Origin of the sequence: Bacillus sp. FSL K6-0138, assembly GCF_037982765.1 — a bacterium.
Taxonomy (GTDB): Bacteria; Bacillota; Bacilli; order Bacillales; family Bacillaceae; genus Bacillus; species Bacillus glycinifermentans.
This window is the reverse complement of the sequence record NZ_CP150286.1, coordinates 2,924,817-2,939,936: the sequence shown is the minus strand read 5'-3', so window position 1 is coordinate 2,939,936 and position 15,120 is coordinate 2,924,817. Positions and strand designations below refer to the sequence as shown.

Here is a 15,120-nt window from a genome sequence, read left to right as displayed (position 1 = left end):
CATGATGAAAGCTATAATCATGTTTGTTGCTCTCTTAGAGGTGATACAATGAAATGGACGATACATCAGCTGAATCAAATGCCGAAGACGGGCTTTGAATTTGATGAAACAGTTGATCTGAGCGAACTCTCTCAACACTCGGATATACGCAGCATTTCACCGGTGCGGGTGAAAGGAAATGCGGAGATCGGATCAAAGCAGGCTGCATTTGATTTTACCATTTCGGGCGAGATGATCTTGCCTTGCTCCAGAACGCTTGTTGATGTTCGTTATCCATTCAGTATTTCAACAAAAGAACTGTTTATATTTCATAAGACCGACGAAATGGAGGATGAAGACGTCCACATCGTTGAGGATGATCTGATCGATTTGACGCCGGTCGTAAAAGAAGAAATCCTTCTTGAGATCCCTATGCAAATCTTTTGTGAATCTGTTCAAAACGAAGAAGGTGCTCCACAGGAAGGCAAGGATTGGAAAGTCATTACAGAAGATGACCGGAAAAATCAAATCGATCCCAGACTTGCCGGTCTTGGGAAGCTCTTAAAACAAGAAGATGAATCTTAACGCTCTTTAAGGAGGTGGGAATAATGGCTGTACCTTTTAGAAGAACTTCTAAAATGAAAAAAAGACTTCGTCGTACTCACTTTAAATTGCAAGTGCCTGGTATGGTAGAATGCCCAAACTGCGGTGAGATGAAACTTTCACACCGCGTCTGCAAAGCATGTGGATCATACAAAGGAAAAGACGTAAAAAGCAACTAATCCATAAGAAACGAAAACACAAGACTTCCTGTCTTGTGTTTTTTTGCGCAAAATCCCCTTCTAAAAAGAAAATAGTCTATCTACTCTATTAGCCGCATATGTATGAATTAAATTCATAAAGTCATGGAGGGGGATAACTTTTGACGGTTACAAGACAGGATGCATGGACGCAGGATGAAGATATATTGCTGGCTGAGGTCGTATTGCGGCACATCAGGGAAGGCGGCACACAGCTGTCGGCATTTGAGGAAGTCGGCAAAGCGCTGAGCAGGACGGCTGCTGCCTGCGGCTTCCGCTGGAATTCTTTTGTCAGAAAGCAATACCAGTCGGGCATCGAGCTGGCAAAAAAACAGCGCAAAGAATTGCGGAAAAAAATAGGGGTCCACTCGGCCAACATGCCGAATACGGTAAAAAGCATTTCCGGAGGCGCGGCGGACGGCCTGACGATTGACGACGTCATCCGCTTTTTGGAAAAATTGAAACATGCACCCGGCCACAAAGATGCGAGCGATGAAAAAGAGCGGCTTATCGAAGAAGTCAACGCCTTGAAGGAAGAGGTTGAAAAGCTCAAGAGTGAAAACGAATCGCTGAAGAAACAGCTTGAACTGACAGAGGAGGATTATAAAGCGCTGATCGAAATCATGGAGCGGGCCAGAAAAATGGTGGTTCTTCAGGAGGACGAACGGAACAAAAAAGCCAAAATTCAAATGGAACCGAACGGGAGTTTTGAAAAAATGGAAAAGTAGAGAACCGGCCATTGTTTTCGGCCGGTTTTTTGCTTATGCGGATTCAGAGCTTTGTTTAGTTTCGCTGTCAGGATGCCAAACCAGCGGATTTTCCCCTTTGTCGCGGGCCATGTCGTATTTGACTGATTGAAAGCCCATTTTGTTCCAGAAGTCTGAAGATTTCACGCGCGGACTTGTGCGAATCGGGAGCCCGAACGATTTAGCGAATTCCACCAGCATTGTCCCGTATCCGTTGCGCTGATAGCCCGGCAATACTTCGAGCTTCCACAGCTCAAGGTAATCTTCTCCTTCATCGAAATATTGATTGTATTTCCCATCCGCTTTATACAGGCTCATCCTTGCCACGAGCCGATCCCCGTAATAGATGCCGTAAAACGGCGAGTCGCTGTCGTTTTCGATCATATTGCTTTCAAGGTCCTCCAGCATGGAAAGCTCTTGAATCCCGTATTCCCGGAATTTTTTAAATTCCTCAAGCGTTTTATAATTGATCCGCAAACGTTCGACTTTGACCATTTTGTTACCCCCTTGTTTGTGGTCTATCTATATTGTAATCGCTTTATTGGAAAAATCCAAATGATAATAAATTTTCTAAATAAACGCGCAAAACGATTTTCTGAAAATTTGAAACGCCCATGAAGTCAACCGTTTAAATTTTTGCTATGATATACAGTATATAAAAAACGGGCAGGATGTGAGAGTTTGAAAATCGGAGTAATTGGAGGAGGCTCGGTCGGGCTCCTTTTTGCGTATTATTTTTCGTTCCGCCATGAAGTGACGGTGATCACAAGAAGGCGGGAACAGGCGGACGCGATCCGGCAAAACGGCATCCGCCTTATAGCGGACGGAAAAGAGGGGACCGCCAAAACGGAAGCAACCGTAAAACCTGATGCGGCATACGACCTTCTGTTTGTCGCGGTAAAGGCGCATCAGCTCGAATCCGTTTTGCCGCAATTGGATAAGGCGGCTCCCCGGAATATCATGTTTTTGCAAAACGGTATGGGCCACATTCCCGAACTTGAGAAATGGGATGCCGGACACCGCGTTTTTGTCGGGGCCGTGGAGCACGGAGCCGTTAAAGAAAATGACTATACGGTCCGCCATACCGGAAAAGGGGCCGTCAAATGGAGCGCGTTTACAGGGAATTCGGCTCCGGAGGCGCTTATTAAAGAGCTGGCATCCGTTCATGAAGCGTTTCCTTTCTTGTGGCAGGAAGACTGGTACGACATGCTTGCCGGCAAATTGATCGTCAACGCGTGCATCAATCCGATGACTGCACTTTTGCGGGTGAAAAACGGCAAGCTCGTCGAAGAGCAGGCATATTTTTCATATATGAAGCTCGTTTTTGAAGAAGCGAGCCGGATTTTAGCTATTGAAGATCCGGAAGCGTTTTGGGAAAACGTTCTGTCGGTTTGCCGAAACACAAAACGGAACACGTCTTCGATGCTTGCGGATGTCGCGGCAGGAAGGAAAACGGAAGCTGATGCGATTATGGGCTATTTGCTGAAACGGGCGAAGGAAGCTGGGGAATCCGCTCCCCATCTCGCCTTTTTATACGACAGCATCAAGGCGCTGGAAAAGGGATGAAGCTAAATCTTTTGACCAAAACGCCGAACGTGCTATACTCTTTTCGGAAAGCTAACTATTTACTGGAGAAAGGAAGTTCGAAAGATGCAGCTTACTGAACTTTCCATAAAAAGTCAAAACCCGTTTGTACGAGACTATCTAGATGGAAAAGAGGAGACAACTCCATTTTTTGATTACGGTTTAAACAGAGAAGATTGGGAAGTCCGGTTGTGCGATCTTTCCTCAAGGACATTTGACCGCAGCGCCTTAGCCGATTATCTGCTCAGCTACCACAGCAAATTCCGGTCAAAAAAGATGAATGAGGCAATCGAGCGGCTGCGCGACCCCGCGAGCGTCGCAGTCGTCGGGGGACAGCAGGCCGGTCTTTTGACAGGGCCCCTATACACCATACATAAAATCGTATCGATCCTAGTGTTTGCACAAGAGAAAGAACAAGAGCTGAACGTTCCGGTCGTTCCTGTTTTTTGGGTGGCGGGGGAAGACCACGACTTGGACGAAATCAATCATCTGTATGTATCAGACGGCGGACATGTGAAAAAGCACAAGCTCGCTCAAGCTCATTGGAAGAAAAGCCAGGCCGCAAAAACGGCGCTTGATTCCGATAAAGCCGAGCAATGGCTGAACAGGGTGTTCGCTTCCTTTGAAGAATCCGAGTACACGAACGGACTTCTCTCAAAGCTGAAGCGATGTTTGCGGCAATCTTCTTCCTTTGCCGAGTTTTTTGAATATATCATCGCCGATCTGTTCGAGAATGACGGGCTCGTCTTGCTGAATTCGGGCGATCCTGGACTAAGGTCTCTTGAGGTTCGTTTTTTTCAGGAATTGCTTGAGAAAAACGATGAGCTCGCCCAAGCCGTGAAACAACAGCAGGCGCACATGGAGGAACTGGGCTATTCCCCGATCATCGAAGGGGCGGCTGAGCATGCGAACCTTTTTTACGAACACGATGGAGAGCGGTTTTTGATCGAAAAAAAGGACGGCGCTTTTTTCGTAAAAGAGCTTGAACTCGAGTGGACGCAGGCAGAGCTTCATCAGCTGATGGGCGAACAACCTGAAGCTTTCAGCAACAATGTTGTCACAAGACCGTTAATGCAGGAATTTCTCCTTCCGACTCTGGCATTTATCGCAGGGCCGGGCGAAATCAATTACTGGGGAGAGCTGAAAAGCGCTTTTCAAGTGATGGGCTTTAAAATGCCGCCTGTTGTGCCGAGGCTGAACATCACGTTTTTGGAACGGCATATCGAAAAAAAGCTGGCTGAGCGGGGCATTGACATCAAGGAAGCGCTGGAACAGGGATCTGCCGCCAAAAAAGAGCAGTTTTTCGAAAGCAGGGTGCCAAGCGGGTTTACTGACGCCGTCAAACGGGCGAAAGAAGAAATCGAAAGCATTCATTCCGGCATCCGGAAAGAAGCGCTCGACATTGACCGCAGCCTTGAGCCTCTTCTTGAGAAAAACGCCGGCTTTATTCAGGATCAGCTATCATTCGTCGAAAGAGCGGTCATCAGAAGGATTGAAGAAAAGGAAAACAACATTCTGCGCGATTTTGACAAAATTCAAACGAGCATCAGGCCGTTGGGTGCTCCGCAAGAGAGAATTTGGAATATCATGTATTATTTGAACAAATACGGTCCTGATTTCTTGGAAAACTACAAAAAATTGCCATATTCTTTTCGGAATATGCATCAAGTTGTCAAACTTTGAAATAATTTTTTAAAAAACCTTGACTAGTTCAGGGTTTTTTTTTGTTCTAAAACAGTGTAAAATGAATTTGTGGAGGGAAGTGGTGGATAGTGGTGAGTTGAGGAACGAAAGTGGGGGCCGAGATCATGTTTATGGGTGAATATCAGCATACGATAGATGCAAAAGGCCGCATGATCGTTCCGGCAAAGTTCAGAGAAGGCCTCGGCGAGCAGTTTGTACTGACGAGAGGGCTTGATCAGTGCCTGTTTGGCTATCCCATGTCCGAATGGAAACTCATCGAAGAAAAATTGAAGGCTCTTCCTCTCACGAAGAAAGATGCACGCGCGTTTACCCGCTTTTTCTTCTCCGGCGCCACGGAATGCGAGCTTGACAAGCAGGGCAGAATTAACATTGCCTCTCCGCTGTTAAGCTACGCGAAGCTTGAAAAGGAATGCGTGGTCATCGGGGTTTCAAATCGAATTGAATTGTGGAGCAGAGAGATTTGGGAACAATACGTAGAAGAGCAGGAAGATTCATTTGCCGAAATTGCTGAAAACATGATCGGCTTTGATATATAATGAATCTTTGCGAGATAAAAGCAACGCTCACAGCCAGTTCATTTGAAAAAAAGGTGGGACAAGTTAGAAATGTTTCAGCATACAACAGTACTATTAAAGGAAACAGTTGACGGTTTAAACGTAAAAGAGGACGGTACATATGTAGACTGCACGTTAGGCGGTGCAGGACACAGCGCATATTTGCTTTCCAAACTGTCAAAAGACGGCAGATTAATCGCTTTTGATCAGGATGATACAGCGCTCCGCCATGCGCAGGAAAAACTGGCGGATGATGAAGGGAAAGTGACTTTCATAAAAAGTAATTTTCGGTATTTAAAAGACCGTCTAAACGAAATCGGCATCACAAAGGTGGACGGTGTTTTATTTGATTTGGGCGTCTCATCTCCTCAGCTGGACACGCCTGAAAGGGGATTCAGCTATCATCATGATGCCCCGCTCGATATGCGTATGGATCAATCCGCAAGCCTTTCGGCGAAAGAAGTCGTCAATGAGTGGCGCTACGAGGATCTGGTCAGAATTTTCTTCAAATACGGCGAAGAAAAGTTCAGCAAACAGATTGCCAGAAAAATCGAAGAGGCAAGAGACAAATCGCCTATTCAAACGACAGGTCAGCTTGTCGATATCATTAAGGAAGCAATTCCGGCACCCGCAAGACGAAGCGGCGGCCATCCTGCCAAGCGGATTTTCCAGGCGATCCGGATTGCGGTAAACGATGAGCTGAAGGTATTTGAAGAAGCGCTTATACAGGCGGTTGACGTTCTCAAACCGGGAGGAAGGGTGTCTGTCATCACATTCCACTCGCTGGAGGACCGGATCTGCAAAACGACGTTTAAAGAAATGTCTTCACTGCCTGAACTGCCTCACGGATTGCCGGTGATTCCAGAGGAGTTTGAACCGAAATTAAAATTAGTCAATAAAAAGCCGATTACTCCATCGAAAGAGGAGCTTGAAAACAATAACCGCGCCCGTTCAGCGAAGCTGCGCATCGCGGAAAAAGCACGAGAATGAGCGATGAATAAAAAGGAGGTCATCAGTCTATGAGCAATTTAGCTTATCAAGCGGAAAAACAGCAAAGACAGACACAGCAAAGCCCGGAAAAATCCGTTGTCATCCGGAGAAGGGCATCGATTACATTGGGGGAAAAGGTGCTGATCGTCCTGTTCGCCCTGGCTGTTCTCGGCGGTTCGCTCTTTATGATTTCAAGAGCGTTCGCTGCGTATCAGACGAATATCGAAATCCAAAAACTCGAAAAAAAGGTTGAAACGGAAGGCAATAGAGTTGATGACCTCAAAAAGACGGCAGATGAACTGAAGGAACCTGAACGGATCATAAAAATCGCACGGAAAAAAGGCCTTCATTTAACAGACAAAAAAGTGAAAAACATACAGGAATGATGCAAAATGCCGAAAAAGAATAAATTTATGAACAGAGGAGCGGCAATACTTAGTATTTGTTTTGCCCTCTTTTTCTTTGTCATTTTAGGAAGATTCGCCTTTATTCAAGCGACAGGCAAAGTCAACGGGGAAGTTCTTGCCGTCAAGGCGAAAGAAAAGTATGAAAAAAAACGGATGATCGAAGCGCATAGAGGATCGATCCTTGACCAAAACGGAAAAGTGCTGGCAGAGGACACCTCGACCTATAAGGTGATCGCGATTTTGGATAAAAAGATGACAGTGGATATAAAACACCCTCAACATGTCGTCAACAAGGAAGAAACGGCGAAAAAGCTCGCGCCGATCCTAGGAATGGATGAAGGGAAAATACTCGACATCCTCAATAAAAAAGGGTTCCAAGTCGAATTCGGCGCAGCCGGCCGCGACATTTCATACAGCCAAAAAGAAAAAATCGAAAAGCTCAACCTCCCGGGCATCGCCTTTATCCGCGATACAAAACGATATTATCCGAACGGAATTTTCGCTTCCAACCTGATCGGCTACTCTCAGGTGAATGAAAAAACGGGCGAAATGAAAGGCATGATGGGCCTCGAAAAAACGCTGAACGACTATTTGAAGGACACGGACGGCTATGTCACATATGACACGGACAGGTCTGGATGGCGCCTGCCGAACAGCGGCGAAAAAGTGACAGCGCCTAATAACGGAGACAACGTGTACTTGACGGTCGACCAGAAGATTCAAGCCTTTTTGGAAGACAGCATGACGACGGTTCAGAAGGAGTATCAGCCGAAGAAAATCATGGCGGCGGTCGTCGACCCGAAAACGGGCAAGGTGCTTGCGATGGGGCAAAGGCCGAGCTTTGACCCGAACAAGCGGGATGTCACCAACTATTACAACGACCTGATCTCCTACAGCTTTGAGCCGGGCTCGACGATGAAGATCTTCACCCTGGCGGCCGCGATCGAAGAAGGCGTCTATAACGGAGGGGACTGGTACAAGTCGGGCAGCTATTCGGTCTCCAAAAAGGATAAGCCGATTAAAGACCACAACAACGGCAACGGCTGGGGAACGATCACGTTTAATGAAGGTGTTGAACGCTCTTCAAACGTCGCCTTTGCGATCCTTGCCAACGAAAAGCTGGGAACCGACCGCTTCAACCAGTATTTAAGGAAGTTTCATTTTTATGATAAAACAGGCATCGATTTGCCTGGAGAAGCGTCCAGCAAAATCAACTTTGAATATTTGCGGGATAAAGTATCAACTGCTTTTGGTCAAAGTTCAGCGGTAACGCCGATCCAGCAGCTCCAGGCTGCGACAGCGATCGCCAACAACGGAAAGATGATGAAGCCGTATGTGATCGATCATATCGTTGATCCGGATGACAAGAAAACGGTTCTGCAAAATAAACCGAAGCAGGTCGGCCAGCCGATTTCCGCAAAAACGGCGAAAGAAGTGCGCGATCTTCTCGGTAAAGTCGTCACCTCCAAAAAAGGGACGGGGCAGCCGTATCAGATCGAAGGGTTTGATGTCGCCGGAAAAACGGGAACGGCGCAGATCGCAGGCCCTGACGGCAAATATTTAACCGGAAAGGACAACTACGTGTTCTCCTTCATGGGAATGGCGCCGAAGGACGATCCGAAACTGTTGATCTATGTCGCGGTCCAGCAGCCGAAGCTGAAAAATACCGAAACGGGATCAGCACCTGTTGCAAAGATTTTCAATCCGGTTATGAAAAACAGTCTTCACTACTTAAATATCACGCCGTCGAGCAGCAAGAAGGACGGCGAAAAAGACCAGGACAAGGAAATATCGATGCCTGAGCTGACAGGCAAACGAACAGAGTCTGCGGTAAAAGAGGCGAAAGAGGAAGGCCTTGATCCGGTTGTGGTCGGCGACGAAATGGCCGTGAAAGAACAGTACCCGAAAGCAGGCGAAGAAGTGCTCCCGAATGAACGGGTATTCTTAAGAGCAGACGGGAAGATCACGATGCCTGACATGACGGGCTGGTCAAAACGCGACGTCCTCCGCTTCGCTTCGGTTTCGGGGATTCACTTCGAAACGAGCGGACAGGGGTATGTGACAGGTCAAAGCGTGAAAAAAGGCAAGACATTAAAAACGAAAACAGTCATAAAAGTGACTTTAAAAAACACTTAAAGCAAATCTAAAAGGCTGTCGGCTAAGGTCGATAGCCTTCTATATTGCAAGAGGCGGCGCCTGGCCTGAAAATAGAGAAAACGAGGCCGTTCTATCAAAACGCTCCAAGGCATAAAATGAAACAAGCCTATATAAGGAGTGAACGGTCTCTTGCGCGTTTCTAATGTGACTGTCAGAAAACGTTTAATCTTTGTTCTGATTTTTGGCGTGATCATCTTTTTGATTATCGATACAAGGCTTGGATATGTTCAATTTGTGCTGGGAGATAAGCTGACGTCTTTGGCAAAGGATTCGTGGAGCCGGAATCTCCCCTTTGAACCGGAACGCGGGGAAATTCTTGACCGGAACGGGGTCAAGCTTGCGACAAATCAAAGCGCGCCGTCTGTTTTGGTCGTCCCGAAGCAAGTCGACAACCCCATCAGAACGAGCAAACTGCTGGCCAATGTATTGAATATGTCAGAGGAAAAAGCGTACAAACACGTGACGAAAAAAACTTCCATTGAAAGGATCAATCCGGAAGGTCGGAAAATATCCCACGAAAAAGCAAAAGAAGTCAGGGATTTGAATTTAAAAGGCGTTTATATCGCAGAAGACAGCATCCGTCATTACCCGTTCGGCAGCTATCTGTCCCATGTCCTCGGTTTTGCGGGGATCGACAACCAGGGGCTGCTTGGACTTGAAGCGTTTTACGATGACGATCTGAAGGGCGAAAAAGGCTATGTGAAGTTTTATTCTGATGCAAAGGGAAAAAGAATGCCGGGTGAAGCTGATGACTATACGCCGCCAAAAGACGGTCTCGATATGAAGCTGACGATCGATTCGCGGGTGCAGACGATCATGGAGCGCGAGTTTGACATCGCTGAAGCCAAATACAACCCGGACGGGATGGTCGGCGTGGCGATGAATCCGAAAAACGGCGAGATTTTGGCGATGGTGAGCAGGCCGGATTTTGATCCGGCAAACTATAAATCTGTCGATCCGAAAATCTATAACCGGAATTTGCCGGTATGGAGTACATACGAACCGGGGTCGACATTTAAGATCATTACGCTTGCGGCAGCCCTTGAAGAACAAAAGGTCAATCTGCAGAAAGATCATTTCTATGATAAAGGATCTGTTGAAGTGGACGGGGCGAGGCTGAAATGCTGGAAGCGGGGCGGGCACGGATCGCAGTCGTTTCTCGAAGTTGTCCAAAATTCGTGCAACCCGGGCTTTGTCGAGCTGGGCCAGCGGCTCGGCAAGGAAAAACTGTTCAGCTACATTAAAGATTTCGGCTTTGGCAAAAAAACCGGGATCGACCTTCAGGGGGAAGGTACAGGCATTTTGTTCCCGCTTGACCGCGTCGGCCCCGTCGAACAGGCGACAACAGCCTTTGGGCAGGGTGTATCAGTGACGCCGATTCAGCAGGTGGCAGCCGTATCAGCGGCGGTCAACGGAGGAACACTGTATACGCCGTACATCGCGAAAGAATGGATCGATCCAGTCACAAAACAAACCGTCAAAAAACAGACGCCGATGCCGAAAAAGAAGGTCATCTCTGAAGAAACGTCCAAACAAATCCGCTATGCGCTCGAGAGCGTCGTCGCCCAAGGGACGGGGCGGAATGCGTTTGTCGACGGCTACCGCGTCGGCGGCAAAACGGGTACCGCGCAAAAAGTAAAAGACGGAAAATACTTGAAAAACAACCATATCGTTTCGTTTATCGGCACTGCGCCTTCTGACGATCCGAGCATCGTCGTCTACGTTGCCGTCGATAATCCGAAAGGAACGATTCAATTCGGGGGTACCGTCGCGGCTCCGATCGTCGGCAATATTATGAGAGACAGCCTCCCGCAGCTCGGCATCGAAAAGCGGAAAGACCAAATCGAACGCAAGTACCAGTGGCTGGACAAAAAACTTGTGGAAGTCCCGAACCTTATAGGGCTGTCTGTGACAGAGCTTGAACCGCTGCTTATCAATCTCAACCTGAAAGCGTCGGGGAAAGGGGACGTCGTCGTTCAGCAATCCCCGAAACCGGGCGAGAAGGTAAAAGAGGGTTCGACCATCCGCATATATCTTGACGACCAAGATTGATATAACGATAGACAAAAACGGCAGCCGGCTTTCTCAGCGGTTGCCCGTTTTTCAAAAAATGCATAGATTTTAAAGGATTAGCTGGATGTCTCCTCTTTTTTGCGCTAAAATATGAACTGTATGTCTGGCGCACCTTAAGTGGGCGCAAACCGTAAAAAAACGGGACAGCGAATGAGATCCAATAGAACGCGAGAGGTTTGATACAATGAAATTAACGAAGCTTCTTACATACTTAAAAAACGAACCTTCCTATAAAGGACAAGAAGACCCTGACATTACTTCGATCGAAATGGATTCAAGGGAAGTCAAGACAGGAAGTCTTTTTGTTTGTATAAAAGGATATACAGTCGACGGGCACGATTACGCCCGGCAGGCGGCTGAAAAAGGAGCGGCGGCGATCGTGGCCGAAAGGCAGGTCGATGCCGATGTTCCCGTGATTATCGTCCGCCGTTCGAAAAGGGCGCTTGCCGTGCTTTCCGATGCCTTCTACGGCCAGCCGACCAAGCGGCTCAGACTCGTCGGCATCACCGGCACGAACGGGAAGACGTCGACGTCCCACATGGCTGAAGAAATCTTCAGGAAAGCGGGCTGCAAGACGGGTTTGATCGGCACGATGTATACGAAGATCAACGATGAGACATTCGATGTGAAAAATACGACGCCTGAAAGCGTAACTCTCCAAAAAACGTTCAAAAAAATGGTTGACCGCGAAGTGGATACAGCCATTATGGAAGTTTCTTCACACGCTCTTCATATGGGCCGGGTGCACGGCTGTGATTACGATATCGCCGCTTTTACCAACCTGACGCAGGATCACCTCGATTATCATCAGACAATGGACGAATACAAGCATGCGAAAAGCCTTCTTTTTTCACAGCTCGGCGGTTCTTTTAACCACGAACATCCGAAGTGGGCCGTTTTAAATGCAGATGATCCTGCTTCAGAATACTTTGCCCAGGTCACGTCAGCCCATCTTCTGACTTACGGAATCTCCAATCGTGCCGATATCATGGCAGACAATATCGAGATGGCCCCGAAAGGGACAACCTTTGATCTCGTGACGCCGAAAGGGACGGAACGGGTGACGATCCCGCTCGTCGGCCGGTTTAACGTGTATAACGTGCTGACGGCGGCAGCGATCGGCTTTGCTGCGGATATTCCGTTTTCCGTGATTGTCGAAGCGATTAAGGGTTTGAAGGGCGTGAGAGGAAGATTTGAACTCGTTGATGCAGGACAGGACTTTCCGGTGATCGTCGACTACGCCCATACGCCGGACAGCCTTGAAAACGTCCTGAACACGTGCAGGGGCCTGACGGAAGGGAAGCTGTTTGTCGTCGTCGGCTGCGGGGGCGACCGCGATAAGACAAAGCGCCCGAAAATGGCGAAAATCGCGGCTGAATTGGCGGATGAGCCGGTCTTTACAGCCGATAACCCGAGAAGCGAGGATCCGCTCGCGATTTTGCGAGACATGGAAGAAGGGGTCAAAGGCGCTTATTATCACAGCATCGTCAACCGCGAGCAGGCGATCTTTTTTGCAATCGCAAACGCCAAAAAAGGCGACGTAGTCCTCATCGCCGGCAAAGGCCATGAAACCTATCAGCAAATCGGCGGCGAGACCTTCGACTTTGACGATGCCGAAGTGGCGAAACGAGCTGTTCTTGAGCTGAAATAAAACGAAAAAGATCTAGAGGAAAGAGTTGTTAAAGTGATGGATGCGTTCAAAATAAATCAACATATGAAAAAAAACGGTGAATATGATAAATGCGTATGCTGTTTCTTAAAAATCGGGGAAGGAGAGGAAAACAATGCTTGAACAAGTGATTTTGTTTACGATCATCATCGGCTTTTTAATCAGCGTTGTTTTGTCTCCGGTGTTCATCCCGTTTTTAAGAAGGCTGAAATTCGGTCAGAGCATCCGCGAGGAAGGGCCGAAGTCCCACCAGAAAAAATCGGGTACGCCGACGATGGGCGGCGTGATGATCATCATATCGATCATCATCACAACGATTGCCATGACGATCAAATTTTCCGAAGTCAGCATGAATATGTTCATGCTGCTGTTCGTTACGGTTGGGTACGGACTGCTCGGCTTTTTGGATGATTATATAAAAGTTGCGATGAAGCGGAACCTCGGCCTTACGTCAAAGCAAAAGCTCATCGGGCAAATCGTGATTGCCGCCGTGTTCTACGCCGTCTATTATGCTCAAGGGCTGCCGACGGACATCCGCATTCCGGGCACGGACGTATCGTTTGATCTCGGCTTTGTTTATCCGATCCTTGTGATCTTTATGCTTGTGGGCGGCTCAAACGCCGTCAACTTGACAGACGGGCTTGACGGGCTTTTGTCCGGGACAGCGGCGATTGCTTTCGGAGCATTTGCAATTTTGGCATGGAATCAGTCGCAATACGATGTCGCGATTTTCTCGGTTGCCGTCGTCGGGGCTGTTTTAGGCTTCCTTGTCTTCAACGCACATCCTGCGAAGGTCTTCATGGGAGATACGGGATCGCTTGCCCTTGGGGGCGCGATCGTGACGGTTGCGATTTTAACGAAGCTCGAAATTCTGCTCGTGATCATCGGCGGTGTATTCGTCATCGAAACCCTTTCTGTCATCTTGCAGGTAATCTCGTTTAAAACGACAGGTAAACGAATCTTTAAAATGAGCCCGCTTCATCATCACTATGAGCTTGTGGGCTGGTCGGAGTGGAGAGTTGTCGTCACATTTTGGACAGCGGGTCTTCTGCTTGCCGTCTTAGGAATATACATCGAGGTGTGGTTATAAGTGGATACTCAAGATTTATTACAAAATCAAAACGTCCTTGTTTTGGGACTGGCAAAAAGCGGATATGCGGCTGCTTCGATCCTGCATGAAAGAGGCGTACACGTTGTGGTGAACGACCAAAAGCCTTTTGAAGAAAACGAGGAGGCCCAGATTCTTGCCGAAAAAGGGGTCGAAGTCATCTGCGGCTCCCATCCGACGGAGCTGTTCGACCTCCATTCCATCAGCATCCTGATCAAAAATCCGGGCATTCGCTATGAAAACCCGATGGTCGAGGAAGCGATGAAAAGAAACATTCCCGTCTGGACGGAAGTCGAGCTCGCCTATCATCTGACCGATGCGCCGTTCATCGGCATTACAGGTTCAAACGGAAAAACGACAACGACAACGCTTGTTTATGAAATGCTGAAAGCCGATTCCAAAAAAGCGCTTGTTGCGGGAAATATCGGAACGGCTGCGAGCGATGTGGCTAACCGGGCGAAAGGGGACGAATGGATCGTTACAGAGCTTTCCTCTTTTCAATTGATGGGGACGCATCAATTCAGGCCGAAAATCGGTTTATTATTAAACGTATTTGACGCCCACCTTGATTATCACCATTCACGGGAGAATTACGAGCTTGCCAAGCAGCAGATATACCGAAATCAATCGGAAACAGACGTTGCCGTTGTCAATTTGGACGATGATACCGTTGTGAGGCTCGCCGAGTGTTCAAAAGGGGAAAAGGTCTGCTTCTCTGTCAGACAAGAGCTTGAACACGGAGCATGTGTCAAAGACGGAATCATCATGTTTAACGATCAGCAGGTCATGCCGCTGAAAGATGTCGTGCTGCCGGGCGAGCACAATCTTGAGAACATTTTGGCCGCGGTGTGCATCGTCAAAACGGCGGGAGTTTCCAATGAGGCGATCCGCCGGGTGCTGACGAGCTTTACAGGGGTTAAGCACAGAATGCAGTACGTGGCCACGATTCAAAACAGAACGTTTTACAATGACAGCAAAGCGACGAACATCCTCGCGACGAAAAAGGCGCTGTCTTCCTTTGAAAAACCGGTGATTTTGCTTGCGGGGGGGCTTGACCGCGGAAACGAATTTGACGAATTAAAGCCGCACATGTCCTCGGTTAAAGCGATCATCACATTCGGCGAAACAGCGCCGAAGTTTGAGAAGCTGGCTGAGGATTTGGGAATACAACAGGTTAAACGTGTCGATAATGTTGAACAAGCAGCATCTGCGGCGTTCAGCCTGTCAGACGAAGGAGATGTCATTCTTCTGTCACCGGCATGCGCAAGCTGGGATCAGTACAAAACATTTGAAGAACGTGGTGACATGTTTGTAAACGCCGTGCATATGCTTAAATAAGGGCTTGTCTT

14 protein-coding genes are annotated in these 15,120 nt (G+C 47.9%); 13 read left to right on the top strand and 1 reads right to left on the bottom strand.

Annotated features, from left to right (window positions below; translation table 11 throughout):
• Window positions 1-48: 48 nt before the first annotated feature.
• The 3 genes from MHB78_RS15610 to gerR all read left to right on the top strand — a co-directional run bounded on the left by MHB78_RS15610 (window position 49) and on the right by gerR (window position 1,507).
• Entirely contained in the window at window positions 49-564 is a 516-nt protein-coding gene (locus MHB78_RS15610; RefSeq protein ID WP_046130743.1) for a DUF177 domain-containing protein, read from the top strand.
• 23 nt (window positions 565-587) lie between these two features.
• The gene (gene rpmF, locus MHB78_RS15605) at window positions 588-761 is read left to right on the top strand and encodes a 50S ribosomal protein L32 (protein ID WP_046130742.1); all 174 of its coding nucleotides are present in this window, start codon (window positions 588-590) and stop codon (window positions 759-761) included.
• Between the two features lie 140 nt (window positions 762-901).
• Complete coding sequence (gerR, locus tag MHB78_RS15600) at window positions 902-1,507, top strand: sporulation-specific transcriptional regulator GerR (protein WP_046130741.1); 606 nt, start codon at window positions 902-904, stop codon at window positions 1,505-1,507.
• Window positions 1,508-1,540: 33 nt separating this feature from the next.
• Here gerR and MHB78_RS15595 read toward each other — a convergent pair whose 3' ends face one another.
• Window positions 1,541-2,020: an N-acetyltransferase gene (locus MHB78_RS15595; RefSeq protein ID WP_046130740.1), complete on the bottom strand. Its 480-nt coding sequence runs from the start codon at window positions 2,018-2,020 to the stop codon at window positions 1,541-1,543.
• A 186-nt stretch (window positions 2,021-2,206) separates the two neighbouring features.
• On the opposite strand from MHB78_RS15595, the gene MHB78_RS15590 reads away from it, so the two are divergent.
• The 10 genes from MHB78_RS15590 to murD all read left to right on the top strand — a co-directional run bounded on the left by MHB78_RS15590 (window position 2,207) and on the right by murD (window position 15,109).
• Entirely contained in the window at window positions 2,207-3,091 is an 885-nt protein-coding gene (locus MHB78_RS15590; protein ID WP_046130739.1) for a 2-dehydropantoate 2-reductase, read from the top strand.
• 84 nt (window positions 3,092-3,175) lie between these two features.
• On the top strand, window positions 3,176-4,792 hold the full coding sequence (bshC, locus tag MHB78_RS15585; RefSeq protein ID WP_046130738.1) for a bacillithiol biosynthesis cysteine-adding enzyme BshC: 1,617 nt from the start codon (window positions 3,176-3,178) through the stop codon (window positions 4,790-4,792).
• A gap of 125 nt (window positions 4,793-4,917) precedes the next feature.
• Complete coding sequence (gene mraZ / locus MHB78_RS15580) at window positions 4,918-5,349, top strand: division/cell wall cluster transcriptional repressor MraZ (protein ID WP_046130737.1); 432 nt, start codon at window positions 4,918-4,920, stop codon at window positions 5,347-5,349.
• A gap of 69 nt (window positions 5,350-5,418) precedes the next feature.
• Window positions 5,419-6,357 carry a 16S rRNA (cytosine(1402)-N(4))-methyltransferase RsmH gene (gene rsmH, locus MHB78_RS15575; protein ID WP_046130736.1) on the top strand — a complete coding sequence of 313 codons (939 nt, stop codon included), beginning with the start codon at window positions 5,419-5,421 and terminating at the stop codon, window positions 6,355-6,357.
• 29 nt (window positions 6,358-6,386) lie between these two features.
• The gene (ftsL, locus tag MHB78_RS15570; RefSeq protein ID WP_046130735.1) at window positions 6,387-6,743 is read left to right on the top strand and encodes a cell division protein FtsL; all 357 of its coding nucleotides are present in this window, start codon (window positions 6,387-6,389) and stop codon (window positions 6,741-6,743) included.
• 6 nt (window positions 6,744-6,749) lie between these two features.
• A complete protein-coding gene (locus MHB78_RS15565) occupies window positions 6,750-8,900 on the top strand; it encodes a penicillin-binding protein (protein WP_046130734.1) in 2,151 nt (716 codons plus the stop codon).
• Window positions 8,901-9,050: 150 nt separating this feature from the next.
• Window positions 9,051-10,973: a stage V sporulation protein D gene (locus MHB78_RS15560; protein ID WP_046130733.1), complete on the top strand. Its 1,923-nt coding sequence runs from the start codon at window positions 9,051-9,053 to the stop codon at window positions 10,971-10,973.
• Window positions 10,974-11,178: 205 nt separating this feature from the next.
• Entirely contained in the window at window positions 11,179-12,645 is a 1,467-nt protein-coding gene (locus tag MHB78_RS15555; RefSeq protein WP_046130732.1) for a UDP-N-acetylmuramoyl-L-alanyl-D-glutamate--2,6-diaminopimelate ligase, read from the top strand.
• Window positions 12,646-12,778: 133 nt separating this feature from the next.
• Complete coding sequence (gene mraY / locus MHB78_RS15550; protein ID WP_046130731.1) at window positions 12,779-13,753, top strand: phospho-N-acetylmuramoyl-pentapeptide-transferase; 975 nt, start codon at window positions 12,779-12,781, stop codon at window positions 13,751-13,753.
• Window positions 13,754-15,109 (top strand): UDP-N-acetylmuramoyl-L-alanine--D-glutamate ligase, encoded by a 1,356-nt coding sequence (gene murD / locus MHB78_RS15545; protein ID WP_046130730.1) that lies wholly within the window; start codon window positions 13,754-13,756, stop codon window positions 15,107-15,109. It abuts the gene before it with no gap.
• Window positions 15,110-15,120 lie beyond the last annotated feature (11 nt).

Excerpts from the sequence above, each read along its gene's own strand:
- MHB78_RS15610 (WP_046130743.1), top strand. The coding sequence starts at position 49 with ATGAAATGGACGATACATCAGCTGAATCAAATGCCGAAGACGGGCTTT.
- rpmF (WP_046130742.1), top strand. The coding sequence starts at position 588 with ATGGCTGTACCTTTTAGAAGAACTTCTAAAATGAAAAAAAGACTTCGT.
- MHB78_RS15595 (WP_046130740.1), bottom strand. The coding sequence starts at position 2,020 with ATGGTCAAAGTCGAACGTTTGCGGATCAATTATAAAACGCTTGAGGAA.
- bshC (WP_046130738.1), top strand. The coding sequence starts at position 3,176 with ATGCAGCTTACTGAACTTTCCATAAAAAGTCAAAACCCGTTTGTACGA.
- mraZ (WP_046130737.1), top strand. The coding sequence starts at position 4,918 with ATGTTTATGGGTGAATATCAGCATACGATAGATGCAAAAGGCCGCATG.
- rsmH (WP_046130736.1), top strand. The coding sequence starts at position 5,419 with ATGTTTCAGCATACAACAGTACTATTAAAGGAAACAGTTGACGGTTTA.
- ftsL (WP_046130735.1), top strand. The coding sequence starts at position 6,387 with ATGAGCAATTTAGCTTATCAAGCGGAAAAACAGCAAAGACAGACACAG.
- MHB78_RS15565 (WP_046130734.1), top strand. The coding sequence starts at position 6,750 with ATGCCGAAAAAGAATAAATTTATGAACAGAGGAGCGGCAATACTTAGT.
- MHB78_RS15555 (WP_046130732.1), top strand. The coding sequence starts at position 11,179 with ATGAAATTAACGAAGCTTCTTACATACTTAAAAAACGAACCTTCCTAT.
- mraY (WP_046130731.1), top strand. The coding sequence starts at position 12,779 with ATGCTTGAACAAGTGATTTTGTTTACGATCATCATCGGCTTTTTAATC.